The sequence below is a fragment of the Pseudomonas sp. GM49 genome (genome assembly GCF_000282355.1).
In the GTDB taxonomy this organism is placed as follows: domain Bacteria; phylum Pseudomonadota; class Gammaproteobacteria; order Pseudomonadales; family Pseudomonadaceae; genus Aquipseudomonas.
Window position 1 is genome coordinate 104,257 of the sequence record NZ_AKJL01000110.1, and the last position, 19,673, is coordinate 123,929.

The 19,673-nt window shown below is 59.2% G+C and carries 20 protein-coding genes; 3 read left to right on the forward strand and 17 right to left on the reverse strand.

The window, feature by feature from the left end; all coding sequences use genetic code 11:
* Positions 1-10 precede the first annotated feature (10 nt).
* From PMI29_RS18040 to PMI29_RS18030, 3 genes are all read right to left on the reverse strand, one after another.
* Positions 11-511, reverse strand: a complete 501-nt coding sequence (locus PMI29_RS18040) for a CinA family protein (RefSeq protein WP_007971146.1) — start codon at positions 509-511, stop codon at positions 11-13.
* Between the two features lie 118 nt (positions 512-629).
* Entirely contained in the window at positions 630-971 is a 342-nt protein-coding gene (locus PMI29_RS18035; protein WP_007996917.1) for a phage holin family protein, read from the reverse strand.
* Between the two features lie 173 nt (positions 972-1,144).
* Complete coding sequence (locus tag PMI29_RS18030) at positions 1,145-1,879, reverse strand: LexA family transcriptional regulator (protein WP_033052267.1); 735 nt, start codon at positions 1,877-1,879, stop codon at positions 1,145-1,147.
* A 209-nt stretch (positions 1,880-2,088) separates the two neighbouring features.
* Between PMI29_RS18030 and mutS the strand changes: the two genes are divergently transcribed.
* Complete coding sequence (gene mutS / locus PMI29_RS18025) at positions 2,089-4,668, forward strand: DNA mismatch repair protein MutS (protein WP_007996920.1); 2,580 nt, start codon at positions 2,089-2,091, stop codon at positions 4,666-4,668.
* Between the two features lie 141 nt (positions 4,669-4,809).
* Positions 4,810-5,133 (forward strand): ferredoxin FdxA, encoded by a 324-nt coding sequence (gene fdxA / locus PMI29_RS18020; protein WP_007970729.1) that lies wholly within the window; start codon positions 4,810-4,812, stop codon positions 5,131-5,133.
* A gap of 471 nt (positions 5,134-5,604) precedes the next feature.
* Here the strand turns inward: fdxA and rpoS are convergent, their stop codons facing one another.
* From rpoS to PMI29_RS17980, 8 genes are all read right to left on the reverse strand, one after another.
* Complete coding sequence (gene rpoS / locus PMI29_RS18015; protein WP_007996922.1) at positions 5,605-6,612, reverse strand: RNA polymerase sigma factor RpoS; 1,008 nt, start codon at positions 6,610-6,612, stop codon at positions 5,605-5,607.
* A 105-nt stretch (positions 6,613-6,717) separates the two neighbouring features.
* Entirely contained in the window at positions 6,718-7,575 is an 858-nt protein-coding gene (locus PMI29_RS18010; RefSeq protein ID WP_007996924.1) for a peptidoglycan DD-metalloendopeptidase family protein, read from the reverse strand.
* 211 nt (positions 7,576-7,786) lie between these two features.
* Complete coding sequence (locus PMI29_RS18005; protein ID WP_177323274.1) at positions 7,787-8,422, reverse strand: protein-L-isoaspartate(D-aspartate) O-methyltransferase; 636 nt, start codon at positions 8,420-8,422, stop codon at positions 7,787-7,789.
* A 41-nt stretch (positions 8,423-8,463) separates the two neighbouring features.
* Positions 8,464-9,213 carry a 5'/3'-nucleotidase SurE gene (surE, locus tag PMI29_RS18000; RefSeq protein ID WP_007996928.1) on the reverse strand — a complete coding sequence of 250 codons (750 nt, stop codon included), beginning with the start codon at positions 9,211-9,213 and terminating at the stop codon, positions 8,464-8,466.
* Complete coding sequence (gene truD / locus PMI29_RS17995) at positions 9,201-10,259, reverse strand: tRNA pseudouridine(13) synthase TruD (protein ID WP_007996929.1); 1,059 nt, start codon at positions 10,257-10,259, stop codon at positions 9,201-9,203. The genes surE and truD overlap by 13 nt, the downstream gene beginning before the upstream one ends.
* Positions 10,256-10,729 carry a 2-C-methyl-D-erythritol 2,4-cyclodiphosphate synthase gene (gene ispF, locus PMI29_RS17990; protein ID WP_007970721.1) on the reverse strand — a complete coding sequence of 158 codons (474 nt, stop codon included), beginning with the start codon at positions 10,727-10,729 and terminating at the stop codon, positions 10,256-10,258. Before ispF ends, truD begins: the two co-directional genes overlap by 4 nt.
* Positions 10,730-10,772: 43 nt before the next feature.
* On the reverse strand, positions 10,773-11,618 hold the full coding sequence (fghA, locus tag PMI29_RS17985) for an S-formylglutathione hydrolase (protein ID WP_007996932.1): 846 nt from the start codon (positions 11,616-11,618) through the stop codon (positions 10,773-10,775).
* Positions 11,619-11,626: 8 nt separating this feature from the next.
* Positions 11,627-12,739 carry an S-(hydroxymethyl)glutathione dehydrogenase/class III alcohol dehydrogenase gene (locus tag PMI29_RS17980; RefSeq protein ID WP_007996933.1) on the reverse strand — a complete coding sequence of 371 codons (1,113 nt, stop codon included), beginning with the start codon at positions 12,737-12,739 and terminating at the stop codon, positions 11,627-11,629.
* A gap of 106 nt (positions 12,740-12,845) precedes the next feature.
* Between PMI29_RS17980 and PMI29_RS17975 the strand changes: the two genes are divergently transcribed.
* A complete protein-coding gene (locus tag PMI29_RS17975; protein ID WP_007996934.1) occupies positions 12,846-13,742 on the forward strand; it encodes a LysR substrate-binding domain-containing protein in 897 nt (298 codons plus the stop codon).
* 178 nt (positions 13,743-13,920) lie between these two features.
* On the opposite strand, the gene ispD is transcribed toward PMI29_RS17975, so the two are convergent.
* The 6 genes from ispD to tilS all read right to left on the reverse strand — a co-directional run.
* A complete protein-coding gene (gene ispD / locus PMI29_RS17970) occupies positions 13,921-14,628 on the reverse strand; it encodes a 2-C-methyl-D-erythritol 4-phosphate cytidylyltransferase (RefSeq protein WP_007996935.1) in 708 nt (235 codons plus the stop codon).
* Entirely contained in the window at positions 14,625-14,903 is a 279-nt protein-coding gene (gene ftsB / locus PMI29_RS17965) for a cell division protein FtsB (RefSeq protein WP_007996937.1), read from the reverse strand. The genes ispD and ftsB overlap by 4 nt, the downstream gene beginning before the upstream one ends.
* Positions 14,904-15,065: 162 nt before the next feature.
* Positions 15,066-16,355 carry a phosphopyruvate hydratase gene (eno, locus tag PMI29_RS17960; protein WP_007990244.1) on the reverse strand — a complete coding sequence of 430 codons (1,290 nt, stop codon included), beginning with the start codon at positions 16,353-16,355 and terminating at the stop codon, positions 15,066-15,068.
* Positions 16,356-16,511: 156 nt separating this feature from the next.
* Entirely contained in the window at positions 16,512-17,357 is an 846-nt protein-coding gene (gene kdsA, locus PMI29_RS17955; protein ID WP_007970708.1) for a 3-deoxy-8-phosphooctulonate synthase, read from the reverse strand.
* 5 nt (positions 17,358-17,362) lie between these two features.
* Entirely contained in the window at positions 17,363-18,994 is a 1,632-nt protein-coding gene (locus tag PMI29_RS17950) for a CTP synthase (protein ID WP_007996939.1), read from the reverse strand.
* 274 nt (positions 18,995-19,268) lie between these two features.
* Positions 19,269-19,673: tRNA lysidine(34) synthetase TilS (gene tilS, locus PMI29_RS17945; RefSeq protein WP_238541648.1), on the reverse strand; the 405-nt coding region annotated here is incomplete at its 5' end.

The window sequence follows — 19,673 nt, forward strand, 5'->3', positions numbered from 1 at the left end:
TCCGGATCGCCTACCCCTGATTTGAGATTTCTGCCGCGGCATAGCGCAGCAGCCCCTCTAGCGCGGCCTTCACCGTTTGTCGGCGCACCTCGTCGCGGTCACCGGCGAAGTGTTGCAACTCGCTGAACACTCGCTCGCCCACGCCCCAGGCCAGCCAAACCGTCCCCACTGGCTTGCTCGGCGAACCACCGTCCGGCCCGGCTACGCCACTGACCGCCACGGAAAAATACGCGCGACTTTTTTCCTGCGCCCCCCTGGCCATCGCTTCGACCACCTCGCGACTGACCGCCCCCACCGTGGTGAACAACTCCACAGGAACATCCAGTTGCAGGTTCTTCTGCAGATTGGAATAGGTGACGTAACCGGCCTCGAACCACGCCGAGCTGCCCGGAATACGGGTGATCGCCTCGGCGATCCCGCCTCCGGTGCAGGACTCGGCCGTGGAAACGTGGGCATTGAGAATCTGCAATTGCCTGCCAAGGTCAGCGGCGAGCTGGGTAATTACTTTCACGGTCATCTCCTGATCGGGCGGGATGAGGTTAACCGTACACGAGCAGACCGCACTTGCAAGTTACAGGATCGATCAAAATGTAAAGAACCAGAGGCTCTGGAAAAGGCCTGCCGGGGAATCAATCTTCCACATCAGCGGACGGAACATGATCGATCCCCATGCGCTTGGCCACCCAACGCTCATACAACCCTAAAACGACGTCTGTCCCGGCCATTGCCGCTAAACAACCTCCCGCACAAGCCGCCCAAATGGAAACATTGGCGGCGTGCAGCAGCATGATGACCGAGGCGCCGCAGATCATGCTGGAGCCAGACCGCAAGCTCAGGCGCCGGATAAGGGACCAGCCACGAACGCCCGCCTTATCGGCACGCCACATTTCACCGGTAACGCCACCGACTATTGGCAGGATGATGACCAACCAAAGAGGCATGTCCAGCAACGCATATTGCTCAGCGGTCATTTCATGCCTCCTTGAGTGAACGGTCACACCGCGTTCTTGAATGGACAGGCAACAAGATTATGCATTTGTGCATATTCAGTCAATGCATTAACGCATACAAAAAGACGATTCGATGCTTTCGCACCACGAAAAAACCCCGCTCGGGAAGCAGGTTTTAAATGAACACCGGGGTGTTAACGGGCGTACATACCCCACCAGAAGACATGTCCGAGGATAACTATCGGCTCCTCCTGGATCTCCTGAAAGGTGTAATCTTCGTCCGGATGCTCGTCACGATTGAAGCTGCGCAAGCGAATCCCGGACGGCAGGCGATACAGCTGCTTCACCCGCAATTGGCCGTTGTGATTGATTGCATAAAGGTCGCCGTCAACGATATCGCCAATGCCACACTTGCCGGCATTGACCCCGACCGTGGCACCGTCGCGCAGTACCGGCAACATGCTGTTGCCCCGCACTGTCACACATTTTGCCTGGTCGAACTGCACGCCGTTGTGGCGCAGGCTACGCTTGCCAAACCGCAGACTAGAGCGCTCGCTTTCTTCGATTACGAATCTTCCCGATCCTGCAGCCAATTCAACCTCGCGAAGAAAGGGGACCGACACCTCATCGTCATCGACAGGGGTATCGTCGTCCCACAGACTTATATCCTTGAGTTCCGAATGCACGGGAGCGCGCCCGGCATTGGCGGCAGACGCGACGTCCGCGCGGCCACGCAACTGGTCGGTGCTCACGGAGAAATACTCGGCGATCTTCGAAATATGTTTATCCGAAGGATCGACGATCTTACCGCTGAGAATGCGCGAGAGCGTGGATTGAGGCACGCCGGTTCGACGGTGAAGCTCCGTGGGGGAGATCCCGTGCTGATCGAGCAATGCTCTTAATACGGTAGATACGTTGCGTTTATGCATAGCCCGCATAGTGCTTGCTCTTCTCGAAGAAGACAATGCCGATTTGCATAAACGGTGCATAACATGATTTTTGCATCGTAAAAGGTGTCACCCGGCCGTGGTGCCTGCGTCGGGTAGACCGCCCATGGTAACCTTGCGCCCATCGCGGAAAAGCCCGGCCGTTGCCCCGCTTTTGCCCCACCTCTTTCAACGAGCTTCCTGACAATCCGATGAATAAAGCCGTCTCCGACCTGTCCTCCCACACCCCGATGATGCAGCAGTACTGGCGCCTGAAAAACCAGCACCCGGACCAGCTGATGTTCTACCGCATGGGCGACTTCTACGAGATCTTCTATGAAGACGCAAAGAAGGCCGCCAAGTTGCTGGACATCACCCTGACCGCCCGCGGGCAGTCGGCTGGCCAGGCGATTCCGATGTGCGGGATTCCTTACCATGCCGCCGAGGGTTACCTGGCAAAGCTGGTGAAGCTGGGCGAATCGGTGGTGATCTGCGAGCAGGTTGGCGATCCGGCTACCAGTAAAGGGCCTGTGGAGCGTCAGGTCGTGCGCATCATCACGCCGGGAACGGTGAGTGACGAAGCGCTGCTCGATGAACGCAGGGACAACCTGATCGCCGCCGTTCTGGGTGATGAGCGCCTGTTCGGCCTGGCGGTGCTGGACATCACCAGTGGCAACTTCAGTGTGCTGGAAATCAAGGGTTGGGAAAACCTGCTGGCGGAACTGGAGCGGGTCAACCCGGTGGAACTGCTGATCCCGGATGACTGGCCCAAGGACTTGCCGGCGGAAAAACGCCGCGGTGTGCGTCGCCGTGCACCGTGGGATTTCGAACGCGATTCGGCGCTCAAAAGCCTGTGCCAGCAATTCTCGACCCAGGACCTCAAAGGCTTTGGCTGTGAGAATCTGACCCTGGCCATCGGCGCAGCGGGTTGCCTGCTGGCCTACGCCAAGGAAACCCAGCGCACCGCCCTGCCCCATTTGCGCAGCTTGCGCCATGAACGCCTGGACGACACTGTAGTGCTCGATGGCGCCAGCCGTCGCAACCTGGAGCTCGACACCAACCTGGCAGGGGGCCGCGACAACACCCTGCAATCGGTGGTGGACCGTTGCCAGACCGCCATGGGCAGCCGCCTGCTGACCCGCTGGCTGAATCGCCCGTTGCGCGATTTGACGGTGCTGTTGGCACGTCAGACCTCGATCACTTGCCTGCTCGACGGCTACCGCTTCGAAAGACTGCAACCGCAGCTGAAGGAAATCGGTGACATCGAGCGGATTCTTGCGCGGATCGGCCTGCGCAATGCCCGTCCACGCGACCTCGCCCGCTTGCGTGATGCCCTCGGCGCACTGCCGGAACTGCAAGTGGCAATGACCGAGCTCGAAGCTCCGCACCTCCAGCAACTCGCCACCATCACCAGCACCTACCCGGAACTGGCGGCACTTCTGGAAAAAGCCATCATCGACAACCCGCCCGCGGTCATTCGTGACGGCGGCGTGCTGAAAACCGGTTACGACAGCGAACTCGACGAACTGCAGTCGCTCAGCGAAAACGCCGGACAATTCCTGATCGACCTTGAGGCACGGGAAAAGGCCCGCACCGGCCTGTCTCACCTGAAGGTCGGCTACAACCGCATCCACGGTTACTTCATCGAACTGCCGAGCAAGCAGGCGGAATCAGCACCGGCCGACTATGTTCGCCGCCAGACGCTCAAAGGCGCCGAGCGCTTCATTACGCCGGAACTCAAGGCCTTCGAAGACAAGGCATTGTCAGCCAAGAGCCGCGCCCTGGCCCGCGAGAAGATGCTGTACGAAGCACTGCTCGAAGACCTGATCGCCCAGCTGCCACCCTTGCAGGACACCGCCGGCGCCCTCGCCGAGCTGGACGTCTTGAGCAACCTTGCCGAACGTGCGCTGAACCTCGACCTGAACTGCCCACGCTTCGTCAGCGAGCCGTGCATGCGCATCAGCCAGGGTCGTCACCCGGTGGTCGAACAAGTGCTGACCACGCCGTTCGTGGCCAACGACCTGAGCCTGGACGACAACACCCGCATGCTGGTGATCACCGGTCCCAACATGGGCGGTAAATCCACCTACATGCGTCAGACCGCCTTGATCGTGCTCCTGGCGCACATCGGCAGCTTCGTACCGGCAGCCAGTTGCGAACTGTCGCTGGTCGACCGCATCTTCACCCGGATCGGCTCCAGCGATGACCTGGCCGGCGGGCGTTCGACCTTCATGGTGGAAATGAGCGAAACCGCGAACATCCTGCACAACGCCACAGAGCGCAGCCTGGTGCTGATGGACGAAGTCGGGCGCGGCACCAGCACCTTCGACGGTCTGTCCCTGGCATGGGCGGCGGCCGAGCGCCTGGCGCATCTGCGTGCCTACACACTGTTCGCCACCCACTACTTTGAACTGACCGTCCTGCCGGAAGCCCAGCCGCTGGTGGCCAACGTGCACCTCAATGCCACCGAGCACAATGAACGCATCGTGTTCCTGCACCACGTGCTGCCTGGGCCGGCTAGCCAGAGTTATGGCCTGGCCGTTGCGCAGCTGGCGGGCGTGCCGAGTGAAGTCATCACCCGTGCTCGCGAGCATTTGAGCCGCCTGGAGGACACCGCTCTGCCCCATGAGACGCCTGCACCGGCCAAAGGTAAACCGGCCGCGCCGCTGCAAAGCGACCTGTTTGCCAGCCTGCCGCACCCGGTGCTGGATGAACTGGCCAAGCTCGACCTGGACGACATGACGCCGCGCCGTGCTCTCGAAATGCTCTATACACTAAAGACACGGATCTAACGCAGCGGCTTGCAAGCTGTTAGAATCTCGCGCGGTTTGGGATGCTGCTGGCTATAGCCTGGCCAGCAGACTATCGCTCCCGAACCTGGCGACCCCTACGAGAAGGGGCGCAGCAAGCCGCGCCTGAGGAGAAAATTAGAAATGACCTTCGTCGTCACCGACAACTGCATCAAGTGCAAGTACACCGACTGCGTAGAAGTCTGTCCGGTGGACTGCTTTTACGAAGGCCCGAATTTCCTGGTGATCCACCCGGATGAGTGCATCGATTGCGCGCTGTGCGAACCTGAATGCCCTGCTGTGGCAATCTTCTCCGAAGATGAGGTTCCGGCCGGCATGGAGAACTTCATCGAGCTGAACGCTGAGTTGGCCGATATCTGGCCAAACATCACCGAACGCAAAGATCCAATGCCCGATTCCGCAGAATGGGACGGCAAGCCAGGCAAGATCGCAGACCTCGAACGCTGATTACCCCCGCGTTCGCGAAAAAGGCCCCACAAGGGCCTTTTTGCTTTTCTGCAGGCAAAAAAAGGGGCGGTTTGACCCGCCCACATTTTTTCCCTATTCCCTGTACTCCGCTTCATCGTCCTGATGAATCGCGTCCTGCGATATCCATATCCCTCATCCTTGAAGGACGTGTCTGTCCGTCGACACAACCTGAATATTAGAGTTTTCCCCTCCGGGATCAATCGCCCCTTGGCGCGAATTCCAACTGTCACACGCCATTAATAATAGAAAATAGCTATATAAATCAAAAAGATAAAGCGACGAAGCGCTCAGCATGGACGACTGCCAGGGTGTAAAAATAACGAACACTTACGCAAGAGTAAGCCCAGGCTTACAGTACGGAACCAAAATTCCGAGGGGACTCGGCTTCCTGGCCAGGCATTAAAAAACCCCGAGCCAGTCGGGGTTTTTCATGCCATCACAGTGAGTGCCTTACTGGAACAGCGACTCGCTCGACAGACCATTTTTTTCCAGGATCTCGCGCAACCGCTTCAAGCCTTCCACCTGAATCTGTCTGACCCGCTCCCGGGTCAGGCCGATTTCCAGGCCTACGTCTTCAAGGGTGCTGCTTTCATGACCGCGCAGGCCGAAGCGGCGTACTACCACCTCGCGTTGCTTGTCGGTCAGTTCCGAGAGCCATTGATCGATGCTCTGGGACAGGTCGTCGTCCTGCAACAGTTCGCATGGATCGGTTGGGCGGTCGTCAGTCAGGGTATCAAGCAGGGTTTTATCCGAGTCCGGACCCAGCGAGACGTCGACCGAAGAAACCCGCTCGTTTAGGCCGAGCATACGCTTGACCTCTCCTACCGGCTTTTCCAGCAGGTTGGCGATTTCTTCGGGTGAGGGTTCATGGTCGAGTTTTTGCGTCAGCTCCCGCGCAGCCCGCAGGTACACATTCAGCTCTTTGACCACATGGATCGGCAACCGGATGGTCCGGGTCTGATTCATGATTGCGCGTTCGATGGTCTGGCGAATCCACCAGGTCGCGTAGGTCGAGAAGCGGAAACCGCGTTCCGGATCGAACTTCTCCACTGCCCGGATCAAGCCGAGGTTGCCCTCTTCGATCAGGTCCAGCAGCGACAGCCCACGATTGACGTAGCGTCGGGCGATTTTCACCACCAGCCGCAGGTTGCTTTCAATCATTCGCTTGCGCCCGGCCGGATCGCCACTTTGCGACAGGCGCGCAAAATGAACTTCTTCTTCGGGTGACAGCAGGGGGGAGAAACCAATTTCATTGAGATACAGCTGCGTGGCATCAAGTGCCCGCGTGTAGTCAATGTACTTGTGTTGTTTCAACGATGTGGAGTGTTTGGATTTGGCACGAACGGAAGGTGGAGCCGCCCCTTCATCATTCGACATCGAATCCGTATCGATGCTGCTCTCCATCAGGAGAACCTCATCGTCGATGTCAAACTCCGGCACTTCTTTACTGAGAGCCATTGTTATAGTCCTTTGGTGAGTTCGACCTCAAGCCCGAGCGGCGCCTTGATCCCTGGCAACGCTGGAGCCTGTCCCCTCTACGCAACGGAACAGGCTGGTAAGCGATCAACGACGTGGCAGGAATTGCAGCGGATCTACAGGTTTACCTTGGCGGCGAATCTCAAAATGCAGTTTCACCCGGTCTGTACCCGTTGACCCCATTTCGGCAATTGTCTGTCCGACCTTGACCTGCTGCCCCTCCCGAACCAACAGCCTGCGGTTATGTCCGTAGGCACTGACGTAGGTTTCACTGTGCTTGATGATCACTAATTCGCCGTAGCCCCTTAAGCCACTCCCGGCGTACACCACCGTCCCATCAGACGCAGCTAAAACAGGCTGTCCCAAATCTCCGGCGATATCAATTCCTTTATTCAAACTACCGTTTGAAGAGAATTTCCCGATCAGAATGCCATTAGATGGCCATCCCCAGCCGGTCGGGGCTGGCCCGGGAGGGGGCAACGGAGCGGGTGCAGGCTTGTTCGCGACGGACGGTACAACCGTCGTTGTGCTGGTGGCCGCACCGTTTACCGGACGACGGATGACCGTGGTTTTACTCGAAGACGAAGGTGTTGAACTGGACGAACTGACCACCGCCGTCGACGTTGAATCGCTACGACCATCAAAGCGAATCGTCTGACCCGGATGGATGGTGTAAGGCGCAGCAATGTTGTTACGTGCCGCCAGGGCCTTGTAGTCCCAACCATAACGGAAGGCGATGGAGAACAAGGTGTCCTTGGGGCGAACGACGTATTGTCCCGTGGTCACGGCCGGACGCTGGGCCGCGGCATTGTTACGGTCCACGACACGTACGTCGCTGGATTTGTTGCTGGAACAACCGACCAGCAAGGTACTCAAGACAAGGCCAGTCACCAGGCGCTGAAAGCTCGTTTTACCCATACGCTGCGCTATGACTGTGAGACTCACCCGCCGCTCCCTTTGTGGTGGCTGAAAATGTGAAATACCGGAGTCCGGCATGAACTGTCGCAAGTATAACGGGCCGTGCACGCTTTACCTTTAATGCGGCGAATCGGTGTCGCGCACACGTTTGCTGCCTGACGATGAATCCCGTTCAAACGAACGATGCCGCTGTAAGACAAAGGCAATCGAAGAGAATTCAGCGCGCCGAAACAAATGCTCAGGCCAGTGGCCCATTGAGCAATGGCACGAAGCGCACAGCCCCCAGGACATGCCTGGAAAAACCATGTTCCTCGCGGATGATCAGCATCAATTGCTGGACTTCTCCGGACCCGACCGGGATCACCATTCGCCCTCCCGGTGCCAACTGATCAAGCAATGCCTGGGGCACATCCGTCGCCACCGCAGTGACGATAATCCCGTTGTACGGCGCCAGTGCCGGCCAGCCTTCCCAGCCATCGCCCCAGCGGAACACCACGTTGCGCAGGTTCAGTTCGACCAGACGTTCCTTTGCCCGATCCTGCAGAACCTTGATGCGCTCGACCGAGAACACACGCTCGACCAGTTGCGACAGCACCGCCGTCTGATAACCCGACCCGGTGCCGATCTCCAGCACCTTGTCGAGGGGACCGGCCTCCAGCAGCAGCTCGCTCATGCGCGCCACCATATAAGGCTGGGAGATGGTCTGGTTATTACCAATCGGCAGCGCGGTGTCTTCATAGGCACGGTGCGCCAGCGCTTCGTCGACGAACAGGTGACGCGGGGTTCGGCGAATGACCTCCAGCACCCTGGCGTTGGAAATGCCTTCCTCGTACAGGCGCTGGATGAGCCGCTCCCGGGTTCGCTGGGAGGTCATGCCGATGCCGCGACGCAGCATATCGTCTTGTTCGCGACTCATTAGCGCAGCCCCTCCAGCCAGCCGTCCAGACTTCTGAAGGCATCATTGAACGTGCGATCGAGTTGCAACGGTGTGATCGAAACATAACCCTGCATCACCGCATGGAAATCGGTACCCGGGCCACCATCTTCGGCATCCCCGGCCGCCGCAATCCAGTAACCGGACTTGCCCCGTGGATCCACCACTTTCATCGGTGCCGCGGCACGGGCGCGATGGCCCAGGCGAGTCAGCTGGATACCGCGGATACGGTCCAGCGGCAAATTGGGAATGTTCACGTTCAGTACCGTACGCGGTGGCAGATCCAGGTCAGCGTGGGCTTCGACCAGTTTGCGCGCAAAATAGGCAGCTGTGGGAAGGTTCTCTACCTGGCGTGAGACCAGCGAAAAGGCAAACGAAGGGTGTTTCAGAAAACGCCCCTCAAGGGCCGCCGCCACCGTACCGGAATACAGGACATCGTCCCCCAGGTTCGCGCCCAGGTTGATCCCGGAAACCACCATGTCCGCTTCGCGCTCCAGCAGGCCGTTAAGGCCCAGGTGCACGCAATCGGTGGGCGTGCCATTGAGGCTGATAAAGCCGTTGGCCAGGGTTTGCGGGTGCAACGGACGGTCGAGCGTCAGCGAACTGCTGGCGCCGCTTTTGTCCTGGTCCGGGGCGATAACCACGCATTCGGTGTAATCCGCCAGCGCAGCATAAAGCGCGGCGAGACCGGGTGCGGTTACCCCATCGTCGTTAGAAATCAGAATACGCATGGGCTGTCCGTCTGCCCCACCGGCACCAGATCGACAAGCTCACGCACCAATACGGTGGCGAAGCATCCGGCCGGCAGGACGAATTCCAGTTGCAGAATGTCAGGCTCGGGATAATGCCACGTCAACCCGCCAATGGGCAGCCGCAGGATGCGACGTTCGTGGCTCATACCGGCGTTGATCAACCAATCACGCAAATCCGCTTCGCGTGCGGCGATGGCCTGCTCCAGTTCATGGACAACGCCCGTGGCCGGCGAGTCACCTTCGCCCCACTGCGGACCGGTCGGGTGCAGATCGAGAATCGCCAGGCGCGGGTCGCTGCACTCAGCCTCACCGGCCGGGAAAAAGCTGCGACTGTCGGTGAACGCCAGCAGATCACCCACCTGGGCACGCTGCCAGGTGCCATCGGCGACACGTGCGGCCAGCACCTGATTGAACAGAAAACTGCGCGCCGTGGAGAGCAGTCGCGAGCGCACGTTGCGCTGCTCCGGCAAGGCCTTGCGCGCGGCCCAGGCGCGAGCATCGACCACGTTACCGCCGTCATGGCCGAAACGCTGAGCGCCGAAATAATTGGGGATGCCTTGTTTGGCGATCAGTTGCAGACGCTCTTCAAGCGCAGACTTGTCGCCGGCGAACTGAGTCAGGCGCAACGTAAAACCATTGGCCGAGTGCGCACCGCGTTGCAGTTTGCGCTTGTGGCGGGCGGTCTTGAGGATCTTCAGCGTATCGTTTTCCGCGGCCGACAGATCAGGGTCGGCCTTGCCCGGCAATTGCACGCTGAACCACTGGCGAGTCAACGCCTGACGGTCCTTGAGCCCGGCATAACTGACAGTGCGCAATGGCACACCCGCAGCCTTGGCAATCCGCCTCGCAGCTTCTTCAGTATTCAGGCCGCGCTTTTCCACCCAGATCCACAGGTGTTCGCCTTCGCCACTCAGTGGGATGTCGAGCACTTCATCAACCTGGAAATCTTCCGCGATCGCTTTCAGGACCGCCGTGCCGAGGGCCTCACCGTAAGCCCGCGGGCCGAGCAATTGCAGTTCGTTCATGCGCGCAGCAACAAGGCAACGGAGTGCACGGCAATGCCTTCTTCGCGACCGACAAAGCCGAGCTTTTCGGTGGTGGTAGCTTTCACGTTCACTTGATCCAACTCTACTTGAAGATCCGCGGCAATCAGCGCGCGCATCGATTCGATATGCGGGGCCATTTTCGGCGCTTGGGCGACGATGGTGTTATCGACGTTGCCGACTTTCCAGCCTTTGGCGTGGACCAGTGCGACGACGTGACGCAACAGCGCACGGCTGTCGGCGCCCTTGAATTGCGGGTCGGTATCCGGGAAATGCTTGCCGATGTCGCCCAGCGCCGCGGCGCCGAGCAAGGCATCGCTCAAGGCGTGCAAGAGGACGTCACCGTCAGAGTGAGCGAGCAACCCGAAGCTGTGTGCAATGCGCACACCGCCCAGAGTGATGAAATCGCCTTCAGCGAAACGGTGCACATCATAGCCGTGGCCAATACGCATAAAAAAACGCCCCGATTTTTGTCAGGGCGTGATTCTACCTGCATTAGCCAACCAGAGCATGCGCGTGATGCCGCAAGTGCTCATCGATGAAACTGGCGATGAAGAAATAGCTGTGGTCATAGCCGGGCTGCAGGCGCAACGTCAGCGGGTGACCGGCCAGTTTGGCCGCCTGCTGCAAGGCTTCCGGCTTGAGCTGATTGGCGAGGAAATCGTCGCGATCGCCTTGGTCGACCAACAGCGGCAACTTTTCATCAGCCTCGGCAATCAACGCACAGGCATCCCATTCGCGCCATTTCGAACGGTCTTCTCCCAGATAGCGGGAAAAGGCTTTCTGCCCCCACGGGCAATCCATCGGATTGTTGATTGGCGAGAACGCCGACACCGACCGATAACGCCCCGGATTGCGCAAGGCGCAGACCAGCGCGCCGTGGCCACCCATGGAATGGCCGCTGATGCCGCGTCTGTCCGAGGCCGGGAAATGGGCTTCGACCAATGCCGGCAATTCCTGCACGACATAGTCATGCATCCGATAGTGGCGCGACCACGGTTCCTGGGTGGCATTCAGGTAAAACCCGGCACCGAGGCCAAAGTCCCAGGCGCCATCCGGATCGCCAGGCACATCAGGACCGCGAGGACTGGTGTCCGGCGCGACGATGATCAGCCCCAACTCGGCGGCCATGCGCATGGCACCGGCCTTTTGCATGAAGTTCTCGTCGGTGCAGGTCAGGCCGGATAACCAGTACAACACCGGCAGCTTGCCGCCCTGCTCCGCCTGCGGCGGCAGGTACACGGCGAACACCATGTCGCAGCCGAGCACTTCCGAGCGATGGCGATAACGCTTGTGCCAGCCGCCAAAACTTTTCTGGCAGGAGATGTTTTCCAGGCTCATGTCCGACCTCAGAAATGAATGACGGAACGGATGCTTTTTCCTTCATGCATCAGGTCAAACGCCTTGTTGATATCTTCCAGGCCCATGGTGTGGGTGATGAAGGTATCCAAAGGGATTTCGCCGGTCTCGGCCATTTCCACATAGCTCGGCAATTCGGTACGGCCACGCACGCCGCCGAACGCCGAACCACGCCAGACGCGGCCGGTGACCAACTGGAACGGACGGGTCGCGATCTCCTGGCCGGCACCGGCAACACCGATGATGACCGACTCGCCCCACCCTTTGTGGCAGCACTCCAGTGCCGCGCGCATCAGTTGCACGTTGCCGATGCACTCGAAGGAAAAATCGACGCCGCCATCGGTCATGTCGACGATGACTTCCTGGATCGGGCGATCGAAGTCTTTCGGGTTCACGCAGTCGGTTGCACCCAGCTGTTTGGCGATCTCGAATTTCGCCGGGTTGATGTCGATGGCGATGATCCGCGCAGCCTTGGCTTTCACGGCACCGATGACAGCGGACAAACCAATGCCGCCGAGGCCGAAAATGGCCACGGTATCACCCGGCTTCACCTTGGCTGTATTGAGCACCGCGCCGATGCCGGTGGTGACACCGCAGCCCAGCAGGCAGACTTTTTCCAGTGGCGCTTGCTTGTCGATTTTCGCCACGGAGATTTCCGGAAGCACGGTGTACTCGGAAAACGTGGAAGTGCCCATGTAGTGGAAAATCGGCTGACCCTTGTAGGAAAAACGAGTCGTGCCGTCCGGCATCAGACCTTTGCCCTGGGTCGCGCGAATCGCCTGGCAGAGGTTGGTTTTACCCGACAGGCAGAATTTGCACTGACGGCATTCCGGGGTGTACAGCGGAATCACATGGTCGCCGACCGCGACAGAGGTCACGCCCTCGCCTACCGCTTCAACAATTGCCCCACCTTCGTGACCGAGGATCGACGGGAAGATGCCTTCCGGATCAGCGCCGGACAAGGTGTAGGCATCGGTATGGCAGACACCGGAGGCCACCACGCGCAGCAACACTTCGCCGGCCTTGGGCATGGCGACATCGACTTCAACGATCTCCAGAGGTTTCTTGGCCTCGAAGGCAACGGCGGCGCGCGACTTGATCATGGGATTCTCCAGTGAATAAAAACGAGTAAGGGAGTGTAATACACGGCCGCAAGATGAATAATCGAGGCAAATGCAAAATATTATTGCCACACAGGGATAATCCCCAATGTCCGAAAACCGCTGGGAAGGCATAGACGAATTCGTCGCCGTCGCCGAATGCAGCCAGTTCACCGCGGCTGCGGAACGCCTGGGCGTTTCCTCCTCCCACGTCAGCCGACAAATCGTCCGCCTCGAAGAGCGCCTGCAAACCCGCTTGCTCTACCGCAGTACCCGCCGGGTCACGCTGACCGAAGCCGGGCAAACCTTCCTGCAACATTGTCAGCGCTTGCAGGATGGGCGGGAAGAAGCATTGCGAGCGGTCGGCGACTTGACCAGCGAACCCAAGGGCATGCTGCGCATGACCTGCGCCGTGGCTTATGGCGAACGCTTCATCGTGCCGCTGGTGACGCGTTTCATGGGGCTGTATCCGCATTTGCGCATCGATATTGAACTGACCAACCGCCAACTCGACCTGGTGCACGATGGCCTCGATCTGGCAATCCGCCTCGGGCGTTTGCAGGATTCGCGATTGGTGGCCACCCGCCTTGCGCCACGACGGATGTTTCTCTGCGCCTCGCCGTCCTACCTTGAACGTTATGGTCGACCGCACAGCCTGTCGGAACTCAGCCGTCACAACTGCCTCATCGGCAGCTCGGACCTCTGGCAACTGGAGCAGAACGGGCGGGAATTTTCGCAAAGGGTGCAGGGAAACTGGCGTTGCAACAGTGGGCAAGCGGTACTGGACGCCGCGCTACAAGGCGTAGGACTGTGTCAGCTACCGGACTATTACGTGCTGGAGCATTTGAAAAGCGGCGCGTTGATTTCGTTGCTGGAAGCGCATCAACCACCGAATACCGCCGTTTGGGCGTTGTACCCGCAGCAGCGGCATTTGTCGCCAAAGGTGAGAAAACTGGTGGACTACCTGAAGGAAGGGTTGGCCGAACGGCCGGAATATCGAAGCTAGGCGTTTGCCGGCGTGTCAGAACGATATCGGTCATCTGTACTACCGCTATCGTCGGAACGCCGCCCGGAGCAAACTCGCTCCCACAGTGAGCGGGGTCGAGCACAAATCTTGTGAACGCCAGTAAACCCTGTGAGAGCGAGCTTGCTCGCGATTGGAGGCGACGCAGAAACAAAGTCAATCAGCGGCGATTGGCCCAACGCTGACGCAACCACTCAAGGTCTTCAGGACGCGTAACCTTGAGGTTGTCGGACCGCCCTTCGATCAGGCGGGGTGCCGAGCCGGCCCACTCCATCGCCGAAGCTTCATCGGTAACAACGGCATCGGCCACCAGACTGTCCGCCAGTGCGCGATGCAACGCGCCAAGGCGGAACATCTGCGGCGTGTAGGCTTGCCAGATCACACTGCGATCCACGGTTTCGACCACACGACCATGCTTGTCGACTCGCTTGAGCGTGTCCCGCGCCGGCACCGCGAGCAGTCCACCGACAGGATCGTCAGCCAGCTCAGCCAGCAGCTTGTCCAGATCGTCACGGCTGAGGTTTGGTCGTGCGGCATCGTGAACCAGTACCCAATCCTCATCTTCAGCGCCCTGTGCGTGCAAATGCAGCAGCGCATTGAGCACCGACCCGGAGCGCTCGGCGCCGCCCTCGACCCGGACAATACGCGGATCAGCAGCACACGCCAGGTTCGGCCAATAAGGATCATCAACAGCAAGACTGACCACCAGGCCTTTCAGGCAAGGATGATCAAGGAAACAGCCGAGGCTGTGTTCGAGAATAGTGCGCCCGCCCAGTTGCAAGTATTGCTTGGGACGGTCCGCGGCCATACGGGCACCGACGCCCGCGGCAGGAATCACGGCCCAGAAGGCCGGTAACGTCTGGTTCATTGCGCCAACTGGTAAAGGGTTTCACCGTCCTTGACCATGCCCAGCTCATGGCGAGCCCGTTCTTCAACGGTCTCCATGCCCTTTTTCAACTCACTGACTTCGGCGTCCATTACCCGGTTGCGCTCCAGCAATGCCTGGTTCTCAGCTTGCTGATCCGCAATCTGCTGCGTCAACTCGGCCACTTGCGCCAGACTGCCATTTCCCACCCACAGGCGGTACTGCAGGCCAGCCAGCAACAGGAGCAAGACGAGGAACAACCAATTGGGACTGCGCATCGAATATCAGGTATCCAGTGAAAAAAGACAGCCATGCCAAACGTGAAGCTTCTGATAGCACGAAGCCTGGAAAACCCAGGCTTGTGCTTATAAGGCATCAGATTAGTGGCAAAATCGTCGCTGTAGCGATTTTTCCGACACAATCCGGTGTCTTTTTTTATATCAACCGCGGAATTCGCTGCGACCGTTGTACTTGGCTTTGCCGTTCAACTGCTCTTCGATACGCAGCAGTTGGTTGTACTTGGAAACGCGGTCGGAACGGCACAGGGAGCCGGTCTTGATCTGGCCAGCCGAGGTGCCCACAGCCAGGTCGGCAATGGTCGAATCTTCGGTTTCGCCGGAGCGGTGCGAGATCACGGCGGTGTAACCGGCAGCCTTGGCCATCTGGATGGCTTCCAGGGTTTCGGTCAGGGTGCCGATCTGGTTGAACTTGATCAGGATCGAGTTGGCGATCTTCTTGTCGATGCCTTCTTTCAGGATCTTGGTGTTGGTAACGAACAGGTCGTCGCCTACCAGTTGGGTCTTCTCGCCGATCTTGTCGGTGAGGATCTTCCAGCCAGCCCAGTCGGACTCGTCCAGGCCATCTTCGATGGAGATGATCGGGTAACGCTCGGTCAGGCCCTTGAGGTAGTCAGCGAAACCTTCTGCGGTGAACACCTGGCCTTCGCCGGACAGGTTGTATTTGCCGTCTTCGTAGAATTCGCTGGCTGCGCAGTCCAGAGCCAGGGTCACGTCAGTGCCCAGCTTGTAACCAGCGTTGGCCACGGCTTCGGAGATCACTTTCAAAGCGTCTTCGTTGGAAGCCAGGTTCGGAGCGAAACCACCTTCGTCACCGACGGCAGTGCTCAGGCCACGGGCCTTCAGCACGGCTTTGAGGTGGTGGAAAATCTCGGTGCCCATGCGCAGACCTTCCGAGAAAGACTTGGCGCCAACTGGCTGAACCATGAATTCCTGGATGTCGACGTTGTTATCGGCGTGCTCGCCGCCGTTGATGATGTTCATCATCGGAACCGGCATCGAGTAAACACCCGGGGTGCCGTTCAGGTTGGCGATGTGAGCGTACAGCGGCAGGTCCTGGTCCTGTGCTGCGGCCTTGGCTGCAGCCAGGGAAACGGCGAGGATCGCGTTGGCGCCCAGGGAACCTTTGTTTTCAGTACCGTCGAGCTTGATCATTGCCAGATCGAGCGCTTTCTGGTCGCTTGGGTCCATGCCTTTCAACAGGTCTTTGATCGGACCGTTGATGTTGGCTACGGCCTTCAGAACACCCTTGCCCAGGTAACGGCTCTTGTCGCCATCACGCAGCTCGAGCGCTTCACGCGAGCCAGTGGAAGCACCGGACGGCGCGCAGGCGCTGCCGATGATGCCGTTATCGAGAAGCACATCCGCTTCCACGGTGGGATTGCCACGGGAGTCGAGAACTTCACGACCTTTGATGTCGACGATTTTAGCCATTGTTGTAAACACTCCAAAGTTGACGAAAACGACGCAGCTGTAGGAAATCTTTGATCGTCGGCAAGTGAGGTGCGGCAGGCAGTCTTGCAGACGACAAGGCTCAGGCCCGAGGGCCTGAGCGTTAAATCGTGCGGTACTTTACCGGAGAATTGAGGATTACGCGGTTTCTACCGTCGGAAAACTCTTCACCAGTTCGTCCAAAGCTTTGAGCTGGGCCAGGAATGGCTCCAGTTTGTCCAGGCGCAATGCGCAAGGACCGTCGCATTTGGCGTTGTCCGGATCCGGGTGGGCCTCCAGGAACAGGCCGGCCAGCGACTGACTCATGCCGGCCTTCGCCAGGTCGGTGACCTGGGCGCGACGACCGCCAGCGGAATCGGAACGACCGCCAGGCATTTGCAGCGCGTGGGTCACGTCGAAGAACACCGGGTATTCGAACTGCTTCATGATGCCGAAGCCGAGCATGTCGACGACCAGGTTGTTGTAGCCGAAGCTCGAACCACGCTCGCAGAGGATCAACTGATCGTTACCCGCTTCCACACACTTGTTCAGGATGTGTTTCATTTCCTGAGGCGCGAGGAACTGGGCTTTCTTGATATTGATCACGGCGCCCGTTTTGGCCATCGCGACCACGAGGTCGGTCTGGCGCGACAGGAAGGCCGGCAACTGGATGATGTCGCAGACTTCAGCGACGACGGCGGCCTGGTCAGGCTCGTGAACGTCGGTGATGACCGGCACGCCGAAGGCTTGCTTGATGTCCTGGAAGATGCGCATGCCTTCTTCCAGGCCAGGACCACGATAGGAGGTCACAGAAGACCGGTTGGCTTTGTCGAAACTGGCCTTGAACACGTAGGGGATACCGAGCTTTTCGGTGACCTTCACATACTCTTCGCAAACCTGCATGGCCATGTCACGGCTTTCCAGCACGTTCATGCCGCCGAACAGCACCATGGGTTTGTCGTTGGCAATCTCGATGTCGCCGACGCGGATGATCTTCTGTGCCATCGGGGTTACGCCTTCTTCTGGTGTTGAGCCAACGCGGCCTTGACGAAACCGCTGAACAGCGGGTGACCGTCGCGTGGCGTCGAGGTGAACTCAGGGTGGAACTGGCAAGCGACGAACCATGGGTGATCCGGTGCTTCAACCACCTCAACCAGTGCGCCATCCCCGGAACGACCGGAGATTTTCAAACCGGCTTCCATGATTTGCGGCAGCAGGTTGTTGTTCACTTCGTAGCGATGACGATGACGCTCGACAATCACGTCCTTGCCATAGCAACCGTGAACCAGGGAACCCGGCTCCAGCAGGCAATCCTGAGCGCCGAGACGCATGGTGCCGCCCAGATCGGAGGCTTCGGTACGGATTTCGACCGCGCCGGTGGCATCTTCCCACTCGGTGATCAGACCCACTACCGGGTGACCGCTTGCACGATCGAACTCGGTGGAGTTGGCGTCTTTCCAGCCCATCACGTTACGGGCGAACTCGATAACGGCCACTTGCATGCCCAGGCAGATACCCAGGTACGGAACCTTGTTTTCGCGAGCGTATTGAACGGCAGTGATCTTGCCTTCGACACCGCGCAGACCGAAGCCGCCAGGCACCAGGATTGCGTCGACGCCTTCCAGCAGTGCGGTGCCCTGGTTCTCGATGTCTTCAGAATCGATGTAGCGCAGGTTGACCTTGGTACGGTTGCTGATGCCGGCGTGACTCATCGCTTCGATCAGCGACTTGTAGGCGTCCAGCAGCTCCATGTACTTGCCGACCATGGCGATGGTGACTTCGTGCTCGGGGTTGAGCTTGGCGTCGACCACGGCTTCCCACTCGGACAGATCGGCACCGCCGCATTGCAGGCCGAAACGCTCGACGACGAAATCGTCCAGGCCCTGAGAATGCAGAATGCCCGGGATCTTGTAGATGGTGTCAGCGTCTTCCAGGGCGATCACCGCACGCTCTTCAACGTTGGTGAACTGCGCGATCTTGCGACGGGACGACACGTCGATCGGGTGGTCGGAGCGGCAGACCAGCACGTCTGGTTGCAGGCCGATGGAACGCAGCTCCTTCACCGAGTGCTGGGTTGGCTTGGTTTTGGTTTCGCCGGCAGTGGCGATGTACGGCACCAGTGTCAGGTGCATCAGCATCGCGCGCTTGGCGCCGACTTCGAAACGCAGTTGGCGGATCGCCTCGAGGAACGGTTGCGACTCGATGTCACCCACGGTGCCACCGATCTCGACCATTGCCACGTCAGCGTCGCCAGCACCCTTGATGATGCGGCGCTTGATTTCGTCGGTGATGTGCGGAATCACCTGGATGGTTGCACCCAGGTAGTCACCACGGCGCTCTTTGCGCAGGACGTGTTCGTAGACACGGCCGGTGGTGAAGTTGTTGTTCTGGGTCATGGTCGTGCGGATGAACCGCTCGTAGTGACCCAGGTCCAGGTCGGTCTCGGCGCCGTCGTGTGTGACGAACACTTCACCGTGCTGGAACGGGCTCATGGTGCCCGGGTCGACGTTGATGTACGGGTCCAGCTTCAGCATGGTGACCTTAAGTCCCCGCGCCTCCAGGATGGCCGCCAATGATGCCGATGCAATGCCTTTCCCCAATGAAGAAACAACACCGCCCGTGACGAATATGTAGCGCGTCATGAAAAACCCTAGAAGTCTGCGTTAAAGCGGTCCGAGCCGCCGGGGAAAGCGAAGGAAGGCCGAAGCCCCCGATCACCTGCATTAATCACAGTGCACCTTTCAAAAAAACCGCCGCGTTGGGACAGACCGGAAAATGAATCACCGGTTCGTTGCTCGCTACACATTTTTTGGAATCGCCCAGCAAAGACTGCTTGGTAATCGGCAACTCCTGCAATTCAGGCGAATCCACAGAAGTTGTATCAAGAAGGGAGCGTAGTCTACCGGAAAGCCCCTTTCAGCTCAAACCTTGATCTTCGTTCAGTGGCTGCCAATGCAAATGCCAGTCGCCGATCGCATCGCCATCGAGCCCCTTGAGGTTCGCTACCGCCAGCAATTGCCCGTCTTTGTAGAGCAGCGGCAATCTGCCGCGCACGAAGGACGGTACACCGCTTTCATTGAGCAAACGTTTCAGGTCCCGATGGCCGCGGCCTGGCAAAGCCATGACCTCTCCCCCCTCACGATAGCGGATCTGTAACGGGCCGTCGGGGATTTGCCCGGTGAGCGAAAGCACGCCGTTATCCGCAATTGCCAGCGGTGAAGCCGGATCCTGCCACGCCACGGCGGCGGGCAGAGGGCGCAACCAGCGGCCGGACAGCCACCAGATCCGCCCGCCTGCCCGATGCAGTTCGCCATCGGCCAA